The organism is Cyclobacterium roseum (assembly GCF_010119225.1).
Taxonomy (GTDB): Bacteria; Bacteroidota; Bacteroidia; order Cytophagales; family Cyclobacteriaceae; genus Cyclobacterium; species Cyclobacterium roseum.
In genome coordinates this window covers 1-12,353 of record NZ_WNKF01000025.1, presented here as the reverse complement: position 1 = coordinate 12,353, position 12,353 = coordinate 1, and the positions used below count along the sequence as shown (strand labels likewise).

The following is a 12,353-nucleotide window of genomic DNA, read 5'->3' as shown; positions in this document are numbered from 1 at the left end:
TTCATCTCTTTTCTAAACCCAAACAATCCTATTTTTGTTTGATAGATTATTTCAATGAATTGATCCATTTAGCAATTTTTAAGGCATCCGCTTCCGGGACATGCGGCATGGGGGGCATGGGAGTAGCATATTCCGGCCAATTTTCTGGCTTTGGAGTATGTATCAGGGACACAATTTCTTCGGGTGTGTAGTTTCGTTTAGCTACCTCCTTGTAGGCAGGCCCCACTTGCTTCGTTTCCGTATTATGACAGGCAATACAGGTATGTCGGGAAAGCAGTGAACTTACCAACGCCTCGTCAATGGTGTCTTCATCACCTTCAGAAGCATTGCCCGTGTCCTCTGAGGCAGATACTGCCACCGCCTTTGGACTGACACTGGCAGGCTCCGGACCCGTAGCTTGTTCGGAAGAACGATAGGTGCTCATATCATTTTCTGCCAAGATATCTCCTTCCGGAATTTCATTTAAGGTATAATAGGCAGCGGGGTGTACCAGGGAATAAAAATGATCCCTTTCTCTGATCCCATCCAATTGCAAGTGATGAATATGGTACTGGGTCAGGCCATCAACTTTAATCCTTACCCGCATCAAATCTTCCGAAACCTGTACCCCCTGGACTTCAGCCATTTCGTTGGCCACCGGTGGACTGCCATAAACGGGATGGTATTTATAGGTAAAGGTCTGTACCTGGTAAGATTCAAGGTCTTCTGCGGACTTTCGATCTATCGGTTTTGTAAATTCCACTTCAAACCCGTCGGGCATGGCATGAATGTCCCGAATCTCGAAAGGAACTTCTCCATTCCAAACCAGGCGCTCCAGGCCCTCGTTGGCCTCACCCGCAGAGCCCCATCCCCTGTTGGTCTCACCAACAAACAAGGAACCGTCCTGGCCCCATGCCATTCTTAATACACCTGAGCGAAAACCACTTCTGAAATCAATGGCTGCTCCCTGAAGCACCCCATTCACTTCTTCCATCATTACCCGCATGATTTTACTCTGCCCTTGATCACCAACCAGCATTTGACCGGAAAAGGGGCCAAAATTACCTTCCGGTATGTTGATCGGTTCGGAAGTTGAAATCCCATAAATCCCATAAGGAAGCCAAACGGCCGGTAGGGTAATTTGCGGCAATTTTTCTTTTGCCTGATAAAGGGTTAGGTAATCTTCGTCGGTTACATTTTCAGGCTTGATGTAGCGGCCCTGTTCGTTTTTCACTTTACGGGGATCAACTACCGCATGAAAGGCCTCCGGGCTGAGGTCCAGTGGAGAATTTTCCCGGTCGGTCCAGCTGAGGCCGGCAGGATGTCCTGCAAAAGACCCTTTCTGGATGTGCCAGATTCCTCCTGAAGCCATGTAATCGCCCTGATTTTCAGTGTAAAAGAGCTTGCCATCAATATAGCCCAATCCGGCAGGAGATCGCATGCCGGTTGCCCAGGGCTCCATTTTTCCATCGGGACTGATTTTCATGATCCAGCCCCGGTAAGGAACGCGACTCTCTCCTCTCCACCATTCTTCATTTCCAAAAGCCACATTTCCGGATACGTAAAAATTACCCGCTTCATCCACTACAGGACCATAACTGTATTCGTGATAATGTCCCGAAACCGGCCAACTAAAAACCGTTGTGTACAGGTCCGCACGTCCGTCTTGATTCGTGTCTTCCAATCTGGTCAGCTCTCCCCGCTGAGAACAATAAAAGGCCCCATCCCTGTAAATCAATCCCAAAATTTCATGTAATCCCGAGGCAAATTTCCTAAAATAGGGACTTGGGCCGGTTGGGTTTTCCACCAGGTAAACTTCTCCTCTTCGGGTAGCCAGGCCGAGATTTCCATTCGGCATGACGGTCAATCCCCCTACTTCGAGCAACAAACCCTCCGGGGCTTTCACCTTCAGAATTTTGAAGTAATCTTCTTCCATTGGAGATTCCTGGGCCATTAGTTTCGGCGAAATAATGGCAAAGACCAATACCAGGAAAAGGATGCCGATTGATTTATTTTCTATTCCCATGTTACCGTTGTCTGTAAAAATCAAAACCATATTACGTATTCCATGTTTTCCCGGGCAGGAACCAATAGTTCCTGTTGCCCATTACTGTTCCTTAAAACCGGGGCCAATTGGCTTTGTTCACCTAGTTGAACATAATAATCCTTTTCGCCCACCAGATAGAGCCCTTGTCCAAGCTCTTCGATTTTGCCAGCAGCTACCAGTCGGACATACCTGTTTTCCAAAGCCCCTCCCATATTCAGGGTTCGCTTTAATCCTTTACCACCTGATTCCACTTCCAGTTTATCCTCAACGGCTACTCCAAAGATGTCATACGAAAATTGAAGCTCATGCTCTTCCGCCAAAACGCGGTATCCATTAACTTTATATCCACTGCCCAGGGTATCGGTTGGCCAGACCTGCTCCATTGAATTAAGTTCAGCCAGACTAAATGCCGGGCTACCCAGGTAGAGCAGGGTACCCATAGGGCGGGAAGATCCATCGCCTCTGCTGTACCACATAGGGGTGGCATTTAGAAATTCCCCTTTCCAGACCTGGATCAGGTTACCATAATCCATATCGTAGGTATAATGTACTTTATCCGGGGAAGCCACCGATACGGCATGCGTCATCCGATATCCACCGGGAAGGTCCATAAAGCTCCTCAGGACCGGACGCTCATTAGGATCAATTAAAATAGGGTCCGGGCCGCTCGATCCCACAAAAGACCGATCCGAAAGGAGCATCGGCCGAATGCCGGGACCCGCTATTTCTGCAGTGAGCAGTGGATCGACCCAGTCCTGAACTTTGGAATAAACCAATTCTACCGGATGAAGACCCGGGTCCAGGGATACTTGCCTTGCTACCTTTCCTCCAGAAGGTCCAAAAACCTGCTTTCCTCCAACGAAAAGCGCACCGGCTCCCCCTGGAAAGGAAAAGTTGAACGAGTAGCTTCCGCCTTCCTTAATGTCCAATTGCCCCCGGTAACGGATGAGGAATTGATCCGTCGATCCGGAAATGGAGGCGGTAAGGGAAGTCAATTCACCCGACTTTGCCGCCTTGAGCGAGGAATAGTCGGGCACTGATTCGAATCTGCCTTTGTATAAATCATAGGTTAGGTCTGTTAGCTCCGGAGCAGGATTGTCAAACGGAGTGAGGCGAAGGTTTCGAAAGGCTACCGCCCCATGATCTCCCTGAATGCGTAAGGGACCGCTGCCCATTTCCTGGCTTGCCATCGCTCCCCTGGTGGGGCCAAAAAGTTCTACATCCTCATGAATGGTTACGCCATTCAACTCTACGGAAAGAATCCTTGCGTTTTCAATTTTAGCGCCCTCTTCATCAAATCTGGGAGCCTGAAATGAAACCCTGAGTTTTTGCCATAAGCCGGGAGCCCTGCTGGCATTTTGCCGGGGAGCGTAGCCCTGATAGCCCTTTTGGCCCTCCGGTTTGGAATCATCCCACCGCTCGTAAATACCTCCGTTATCTCCCGCTCGCGGAATGCTCACTCCCCAGCTATCCAAAATTTGAATTTCATACATTCCCTGGAGGTAGATTCCGGAATTGGACCCTTTGGCCACCAAATACTCCAGTTCTAGATCCAGATCACCGTAGGATGCTTTGGTATATAAATCCTGCCCCTTGTTTTTTTCCGTTGGCAAATTTACCAGCACCCCATTTCCTTTGGATACGGTTAAGAAGCCCTGCTGTGATAGGTCCGCTCTGGCATCCGCCACAATGCTCCAGGTTTTTCCGGGGGTTTCAAAAGCATCCAGATTTTCGAATGATACGGCATTTTGAGCAACACCGGGGTAATGCAGGAAAATAGAAAAAACCATTAAAATAATTCCGGGTAGGATGGAAAAGAAAGGTTTAGCCTGGATCATGGGGTAGCATTATTAATTCAATGAGACAAAATCTTAGCTGGCAAAAATAGCTTTTTTAAATTAAAAAAGTAGCGAAAAAACATAATTTGAAAAAACCCCATTAATTCTAGCGCATGCCTGTTATTGTTCCATGAATTTGTTTAAATTAATTTCATAACCCGTTTTTTGGCTGATTATCTTTACTTGAAAAAAATCATCATGCAAACACAAACCATTTTGGGTGCCGGAGGAAACATTGGAAACGGTCTGGCCGAAAAGCTTTCTGATCATAACGTACGGTTGGTGAGCCGAAATCCGAAAGGGCGACTAGGGAAGGAGGAACTGGTCAAAGCGGACCTACTGAAGGCCTCCCAGGTAAATGAGGCGGTAAAAGGATCCGACATCTGCTACCTGGTAGCAGGCATTACTTACCGGGCTGCCGTCTGGGAAAGGGATTGGCCGGTAATTATGAAAAATGTAATCGCCGCTTGCAAAACCCATGCAGCAAGGTTGGTTTTCTTTGACAACATGTATGCCTACGATCCGAAAGCGATCGGGTTGCTGCGGGAAGATAGCCCTATCCGTCCGGAAAGTCGGAAAGGAAAGGTACGGGCCCAAATCGCGCAACTGCTTATGAATGAAATTGACCAGGGTCAATTGACCGCTATGATTGTCAGGGCTGCAGATTTTTACGGCCCGGGCGCTCAGCAAAGTATGGTGCATGAAACCATTATCAACCGAATGATCGCAGGTAAATCAGCCCAATGGATGTATCATAAAAACAAAAAACATTCCTTTACCTATATTCCAGATGCCGCCTATGCTACGGCTTTTTTAGCGCAACAGGAGGACTCCTGGAATCAGGTATGGCACCTCCCTACCTCCAAATCCTACCCCTCTGCACAGGAAATCGCCACCATTCTGGCTTCTAAATTAGGTAGAAAGGATACCGTACAGGTTTTGCCTGGCTGGGTTGTTTCCGTCCTGGCCGTTTTTATGCCCCTGATGCAGGAAATAAAAGAATTGAGGTATCAACTGGAGGAAGATTATTGTTTCGACAGTTCCAAAATTGAAGCTGCCTATGGATTAACAGCCACTCCTATAGAAGAAGGATTACAAGCCTGCATTGACCATTGAAAGGAAGATTTGTTTTGTTACCTTTAGGGTTACCGGCAATACTATAACCTACAACTACCATGAAGAAGACCCTCCCTGGAATCGAACTTTTTAATTTAACTAACAAAAAAGCCATCATCACCGGCGGTTCCAAAGGCCTGGGACTGGCCATGGCAGCAGGTCTGGCATCCTCAGGAGCCGATGTATTGCTGGTTAACCGAAACCAGGAAGACGGAGAAAAAGGTGCGGCTGCCATTTCCGAAGCGTTTGGAGTCAATGGCCTTTCGTTCGTTGCCGACATCACGCAGGAAGAACAGACAAAGGAAATGACCGCTTATGCACTGGATAAATTTGGCAGAATCGACATTCTGATCAATAGTGCAGGAATTAATATCAGGGGAGGAATAGAAGCACTTAGCCTGGAGGCGTTCAATCAGGTAATGGCCGTCAATGTGACCGGCACCTGGTTGTGCAACAAGGCAGTTGTCCCCCATATGAAAGCGCAAAAAGCAGGAAAAATCATCAATCTGGCAAGTACACTTGGATTGGTGGGACTGGCAGACCGTACCCCCTACACCTCCAGCAAAGGAGCGGTAGTACAAATGACCCGGGCATTGGCAATTGAGCTGGCGCCTTTTTCCATCAATGTAAATGCCATTTGCCCCGGCCCATTTTTGACGGAAATGAATATTCCGGTTGCAGACGATCCTGCCACCCGGGACTTTATCATCGGTGCCACTGCCTTTGGAAGGTGGGGTGAATTGAAAGAAATCCAGGGCGCTGCGCTATTTCTGGCAAGTGAGGCTTCAAGCTATATGACCGGATCCATGTTGACCGTTGATGGTGGGTGGACGGCAAAATAAGAACTTCGAAGGTGGATTTTTTAAGGCAAACAAAAAAGAGCGGCAAAGCGGATCCGGTTGAGTGCCTCTCATCAATAGGGTTCCCTCGAGCTTTTGGTGCCCTATTCCTGGGTAGTTACCATCGTGACAGGAAACTGTAATAGGCTATCGGAATCCTCAGCTCTCTGAATCACATTATTGGGTATAGGTCTTTTAGCTTCGATTTTTAAATTGCAAAGGCTGGAAAAAGGTGATTGGAAATTGAACGCTGCTTCCCGGTCAGCCAAAAAGTATGGTGTCACGGATATTACTCTACGCAAAAAACCACTATTACTTAATATTCTTAAAAATCGTTACATGACCATATATACGTTCTATTTTGTTTGATTTCAAAATATTATTATTCTTTTTAAAAAATTTTTCGACATATTTAGCATTTTAATTAATTTAAAAAACCTTTTTTTATATATAAATATAACCTACTGAAATATTACCCATTAAACAGTTATTTTTTTTGTTTTTTTAATTTACCTTTAATTTCATATTAATCATAAACCAAAAGTTAAAATTTTATTATGGAAGAACTAATGGGCACTATTAAGATGTTCGCCGGCAATTTCGCCCCCAGAGGTTATGCCCTTTGCAACGGACAAGTATTAGCCATCAGCCAAAACCAGGCGCTCTTTTCGATTTTAGGAACTACTTACGGGGGAGATGGCCGAACTACTTTTGCCTTGCCGGATTTCAGGAGTAGGGTACCTATGGGACCCGGTCAGGGACCGGGCCTTTCTAACAGGCAACTGGGTGAAAAAGGTGGCCAGGAAACCACCACGCTAACGGTTGCCAATTTGCCTGCTCACAACCATACCCTTTCGGCCAACACTGCAGCGGGAAATACCAATAACCCGCAAAATGCCTTTCCAGCCTTAAGCCAGGTACAAGTTGATCGTTCAAATCCCCCTGTGGCGGTAAACGCCTACGATGGTGCGGCTAACACCACCATGAATGCTCAAGCCATTGGAGTAGCCGGGCAGAGTCAGGCATTTGACCAAACGCCTCCTTTTTCCGGAATGAATTTCATTATCTGTACAGAGGGAATTTATCCCTCACGAAGCTAAACTATTCCGGAAAGGATTCCCCGATCATGGTCTCGGGGTATCCTTTTATTTTGATTCCTAACTTTTGTTGTAATGAAGCTATTTTTAAAAAATTCTCTCCTCATTGCGCTGCTATTATTAAGTTACCTACCAGTAAAGGCCCAAACCACTACGGTTACTTTTAACGAAATCACCAACTACCTTGGAACTTTCGGCGAAACCTATGACAATGGAGGCTTACGATTTTCGGTTACCAAAGAACCCAATGCGACTCTCAACTCCGGAATAAAAGCCACCGAAAACGACGGGTTCCTGGGCAGTGTGGCTTTGAATGACTCCAATCTCGCTCCAAACGGAATCAAACAGTGGTCCATACGCAAGTCGGACGGTTCTTCCTTTCAATTTATCAGTATTTTTCTTCAGGAGGGTGGCGTAGGGGCTTCGACTTCGGGTACGATTAGCGCTTTTAAAGGAGGAAGCCAAGTAGGTTCTTCCAAATCAATAGACTTTAATTCGGCTTCTAATGGCTTGAAGACATTTGATAATGATCCGGATTTTTATGATGTGGATGAAATCCGAATTAATGCAGACGATATTTATTTTTTTCTTGATCATGTCAGCACCGGCCCGCCTTTTTCACCCCTGGATGAGGATCCTCCGGTAGTAACCGGGATCAGCCTGAATGGAGTCCCCGCTACCACAGCAGAATCGGTCACTTTCACTGTAAATTTTTCGAAAACGGCGTTAAACGTCAGCCTGGATGACTTTCTACTAACTACTGCCGGTACTACCGCCAGTTTAGCGGCCATCAGTGGTACGGGCAATAGTTACCAGGTTACCGTGGATGCCATCAGCGGTGAGGGCTCGATACGATTGGATTTAAAAGGCGGTACCGATATCACCAATGAGGACAATACTAGCGGAGTTCCGGCTTTCAGCTCCGGAGGCACGCACATGGTAAGTGCTTGCTTCACTGAAAACATGGAAAACAGCCCGGATGCAAGCAGCAGTTTTTCCAGCAATGGCCTCTCCTTTTCGCTTAGCACCGGTCTGGAAACCGAACAACGCCTGGGCTTCGGCGCCGGTAATTCCGATGGATTCATCAAAAATAATAACACTGCAGGTAGTTTCTCCATCAGCTCTTCCGAACCTTTCACCATGAATACAGTCGATCTGTTTTTATCCGATTTATCCAACGGCGATAATCCGACAGGAAACGGAACACTCACGGTTACAGGGAAAAACAATGGAAACACCATTTTTACCATCATTAAAACATCCGGTTTTCCAGTAAACACCACTCAAAATGGAGGTTTTTTTACCCTTGACTTTTCTACGGATGGACCACAGAATTTTAGAAATGCCAATGTAGATGAGGTTGAATTCAGCATTGCCGATGGGTTTCTGGAATTGTTAATTGACAATTTTAACTTTTGCGAAGAAGTACCCGACACCGATACGGCAGCACCGGCAGTACAGCGAATATTACTTGATGGCAGCCCCAATAGTACCGCCTCTTCCATTGTGTATGCTATTGTATTTGACGAAGATGCGTTTAACCTAAGTTTGGATGATTTTTCGCTGGTAACCACAGGGACCGCCACCGGAACAATAACTCAAATTAGCGGTTCCGGCAGCACCTATCAGGCAGAGATAACAGGCATTTCGGGGGAAGGCACGCTCCAACTCCAATTAAAAGGAGGAACGGACATAGCGGATGCGTTGGGAAATACAAGCCCCCTGGAATATGTCAACGGACAAATCCATTTGGTAGGGTCCTGCTCCTCTGAGTCTTTTGAAGACGAATCCGACGGAGCCAGCAGCTTCAGTGGAAACGGGAAAGATTTTAGCTTATCAGGCAGCTGGGCCGTTAAACATAGGGTCGGTTTTGGTGCCAATGGATCGGCAAAATACCTGGAATCATCCGGCTCGGGACCGTACACCCTTCAGGTTTCCGGAACTCCGGTGGCGGTCAGTAAAATAGGCCTATACCTCTCCTCCTTCGCATCCGGGGTATCTCCCACAGACGACGGTTCGCTTACCATTACCGGAAAAAGGGATGGAAACACGCTCTATACGGTTGAAAAAACGAGTGGCTTTCCTTCCGACTTCGGCGGAACAGGCGGATTTTTCACCCTGGATTTTGCGACAGATGGCCTTTCAGACTACTCAGCTGTACTGGTAGATGAATTAGTGCTTGAAACAGGCGGTGCCTTTTCGTACCTGGCGTTAGATAATTTTGATTTTTGTGTCGATAATTCCGCACCTTCGGGTTACTCGGTAACCATTGATCAGAATGTGATCGACGAAGCCAACCAGGATCAGGTAGGATTTACTTTTGCTGGAGCTGAATTGGAAAGTACTTATACGTTTTCCTTCAACAGTTCGGGAGGAGGCGCAGCTATAACCGGCTCGGGTACCATCCTAAGTACAACCCAACAAGTAACTGGAATCGATCTGAGCAGTGTACCGAATGGACTGATAACACTGACTGTAGCCTTAACGGATATATCGGGAAATCAGGGTCCGGAGGTAACCGCACAAGTCGACAAATTTATTAATACCATTCCCGAGGTAGGTCCGGACCTTTACACTGCACCTACCTACGAGGAAAATGCCGCTAACCTTCTCATTTTGGAGAACATCGAGGTCAGCGATGCTGATGGAGACGAACTTGTTCGTGCCATCATCCGGTTTGAAGGGTCAGGGAAAATTTCAGGAGATGAGTTGAGTCTGGGCGACCCCTCGCCTTTTACTTTTCAAGAGGTAGACGTTAACACCTTGGAACTGACAGGCACCGCCACTGCAACTGTCCTCACCGACATACTCAGAGGGCTGGCCTTTCGCTCCACTTCAGAGGATCCAACCCTGGGTGGAACCGAAACTGAAAGAATTATTTCTATTATTATAGAAGACGAAAACGGAGGGTTTTCTATCCCGGCAAATGGTACCCATAATGTTCGACTGCCCATTGAAGCTGTCAACGATGCTCCGGAACTATCCCTCCCTTCCAACCAAGAAGTCCTCTCCAATCAACCGTTGACATGGAGTAGCGCAGGAGGTAATGAAATAACGGTTAGCGATCCGGATGCTGGATCCAATGCGCTACTAGTCGAACTATCCGTGACCAACGGCAGCCTGGACCTGGCAACGACCACCGGGCTAAGCTTTAATCTGGGCACAGGTGCCGGAAACAGCTCCATGCAGTTCTCTGGAGACCTTACTGCTATCAACAATGCGCTGGATGGATTAGAATTTACCAGTACCACTAGTTTTGTCGGTGAAGCGGTACTCACAATGGAAATTAACGATCAGGGTAATACCGGTACCGGCGGATCCCTGTCAGCGAACGGTACCTTGTCTATTCAGGTAAACGCTCCCAATGCTCCTCCGGTGGCATCCGGCGTAAGTGCCTCAGGCACGACAGCTGTTGGTGAAAGTTTGACAGGTGCCTATACCTATACCGATACCGAAAACGACGCAGAATCCGGGACTAGCTTTCAATGGTGGATTGCCGATGATGCCGTGGGTAGCAACGAGACAGCTATTTCAGGTGAAAGCGGACAGGATTTAACCCTTCTTACCGACTACCTGGGGCATTTTATCAGTTTTGAAGTGACCCCATCCGATGGAAACAATTTCGGTGCTCCGGTAAAATCCGGGTACATAGGTCCTGTTTTTACCCTTCCTCAAGTAAGCACAACCGATCCTGCTGGTATTTTATTCAATGCTGCCACATTAGGAGGCGAGGTGGAAAACGAGCAATTTAGTGATGTGGCCGAAAGCGGGATTGTCCTCAATACTTCCGGAAGCCCGGATCTGACAGACCAAAAAGTTAACATGGGCAGCGGTCCCGGCACCTTTTCTGCCAGCGTTTCCAACCTGGCTCCCAATACCACATATTATGTACGGGCTTTTGCGACTAATGCCGCAGGTACCGCATTCGGTCAGCAAGCAAGCTTTACCACAGAAAAACAAACACTGACATTGGGTGGGTCTTTCCAGGTAGAAAACAAAACCTACGACGGAACCAGCCAGGCAGTCATTCTTACCGATGACCTTGAGCTTCTTAGCCCTCAACCTGGAGATGAAGTAATGGTGTCCGATCTGGTGCTGGCATTCGCCGATTCTCAAAGTGGCACGGACAAACCAGTTTCGATCGTATCAGCGGTATTAAGTGGCGCAGATGCTGAAAATTATACCTTAACTATTACCGCTGCTCCATCCGGCATTGCCAGCATTTTCCCCAAATCTCTAACCGTATCGGCTACAGAAGGAATCGCCAAAACCTATGGCACATTGGACCCTGCATTTACCTTTACCAGCAGTGGCTTTGTAAATGGAGAGGACGAGACCTTGTTTACAGGAGCACTGGGAAGGGAGCCGGGTGAAAACGTCGGCACTTATGCAATCACCCAGGGAGACCTAACGGCCAGCGCCAATTACACCCTGGACTTCACAGCGGCAGACTTTACCATCAATCCAAAAACCTTGGTGCTCACCACCGATGCCGGACAAAGTAAAACCTACGGGCAAGCCGATCCGGTATTTACCTTTACCACCAACGGTTTTGTGAACGGAGACGACGAATCTCTAATCACCGGGTCCCTGAACAGGGAGCCGGGTGAGAATGTAGGCGCTTATGCAATCAACCAGGGAGACGTAAGCACCGGTGCCAATTATACACTAGACTTTACAGCGGCCGACTTTACCATCAATCCGCAAACCTTGGTACTGACTGCCGATCCCGGACAAAGCAAAAGTTACGGCCAAACCGATCCGGTGTTTACCTTTACCAGTAGCGGATTTGTGAACGGAGACGACGAATCGTTACTTTCCGGGGCCCTGAACAGGGAGCCGGGTGAGAATGTCGGCACTTATGCAATCACCCAGGGAGACGTAACGGCTGGCGCCAATTATACACTAGACTTTACAGCAGCCGACTTTACCATCAGTCCGCAAACCTTGGTACTGACTGCCGATCCCGGACATAGCAAAATATACGGGCAAGCCGATCCGGTATTTACCTTTACCAGCAGCGGTTTTGTGAACGGAGAGGACGAATCTCTAATCACCGGGGCCCTGAACAGGGAGCCGGGTGAGAATGTCGGTACTTATGCAATCACCCAGGGAGACGTAACGGCCGGGGCCAATTATACACTAAACTTTACAGCGGCCGACTTTACCATCAATCCGCAAACCTTGGTACTGACTGCCGATCCCGGACAAAGCAAAACTTACGGCCAAACCGATCCGGTATTTACCTTTACCAGTAGCGGTTTTGTGAACGGAGACGACGAATCATTACTTACAGGAATCCTGAACAGGGAGCCCGGTGAGAACGTCGGTGCTTATGCAATTACCCAGGAAGACGTAAATGCCGGTGCCAATTATATCCTGGACTTTACAGCGGCCGACTTTACCATCAGTCCGCAAACCTTGGTACTGACTGCCG

At 47.7% G+C, this 12,353-nt stretch carries 6 protein-coding genes; 4 read left to right on the top strand and 2 right to left on the bottom strand.

Annotated features, from left to right (window positions below):
• Nucleotides 1–46 precede the first annotated feature (46 nt).
• Complete coding sequence (locus tag GJQ68_RS21920) at nt 47–2,035, bottom strand: hypothetical protein (RefSeq protein ID WP_394351338.1); 1,989 nt, start codon at nt 2,033–2,035, stop codon at nt 47–49.
• Nucleotides 2,026–3,864, bottom strand: a complete 1,839-nt coding sequence (locus GJQ68_RS21915; RefSeq protein WP_162419409.1) for a 3-keto-disaccharide hydrolase — start codon at nt 3,862–3,864, stop codon at nt 2,026–2,028. Before GJQ68_RS21915 ends, GJQ68_RS21920 begins: the two co-directional genes overlap by 10 nt.
• Before the next feature lie 198 nt (nt 3,865–4,062).
• Between GJQ68_RS21915 and GJQ68_RS21910 the strand changes: the two genes are divergently transcribed.
• The 4 genes from GJQ68_RS21910 to GJQ68_RS21895 form a co-directional block, all read left to right on the top strand.
• Nucleotides 4,063–4,980: an NAD-dependent epimerase/dehydratase family protein gene (locus GJQ68_RS21910; protein WP_162419408.1), complete on the top strand. Its 918-nt coding sequence runs from the start codon at nt 4,063–4,065 to the stop codon at nt 4,978–4,980.
• A 59-nt stretch (nt 4,981–5,039) separates the two neighbouring features.
• On the top strand, nt 5,040–5,822 hold the full coding sequence (locus GJQ68_RS21905) for an SDR family NAD(P)-dependent oxidoreductase (protein WP_162419407.1): 783 nt from the start codon (nt 5,040–5,042) through the stop codon (nt 5,820–5,822).
• A 554-nt stretch (nt 5,823–6,376) separates the two neighbouring features.
• Nucleotides 6,377–6,919 carry a phage tail protein gene (locus GJQ68_RS21900; protein WP_202927997.1) on the top strand — a complete coding sequence of 181 codons (543 nt, stop codon included), beginning with the start codon at nt 6,377–6,379 and terminating at the stop codon, nt 6,917–6,919.
• Between the two features lie 72 nt (nt 6,920–6,991).
• Nucleotides 6,992–12,353: MBG domain-containing protein (locus GJQ68_RS21895; RefSeq protein ID WP_235941844.1), on the top strand; the 5,362-nt coding region annotated here is incomplete at its 3' end.

What these genes read in the sequence shown, in the direction of transcription:
- GJQ68_RS21905 (WP_162419407.1), top strand. Translation starts at nt 5,040, where the DNA reads ATGAAGAAGACCCTCCCTGGAATCGAACTTTTTAATTTAACTAACAAA.
- GJQ68_RS21900 (WP_202927997.1), top strand. Translation starts at nt 6,377, where the DNA reads ATGGAAGAACTAATGGGCACTATTAAGATGTTCGCCGGCAATTTCGCC.
- GJQ68_RS21920 (WP_394351338.1), bottom strand. Translation starts at nt 2,035, where the DNA reads ATGGTTTTGATTTTTACAGACAACGGTAACATGGGAATAGAAAATAAA.
- GJQ68_RS21915 (WP_162419409.1), bottom strand. Translation starts at nt 3,864, where the DNA reads ATGATCCAGGCTAAACCTTTCTTTTCCATCCTACCCGGAATTATTTTA.
- GJQ68_RS21910 (WP_162419408.1), top strand. Translation starts at nt 4,063, where the DNA reads ATGCAAACACAAACCATTTTGGGTGCCGGAGGAAACATTGGAAACGGT.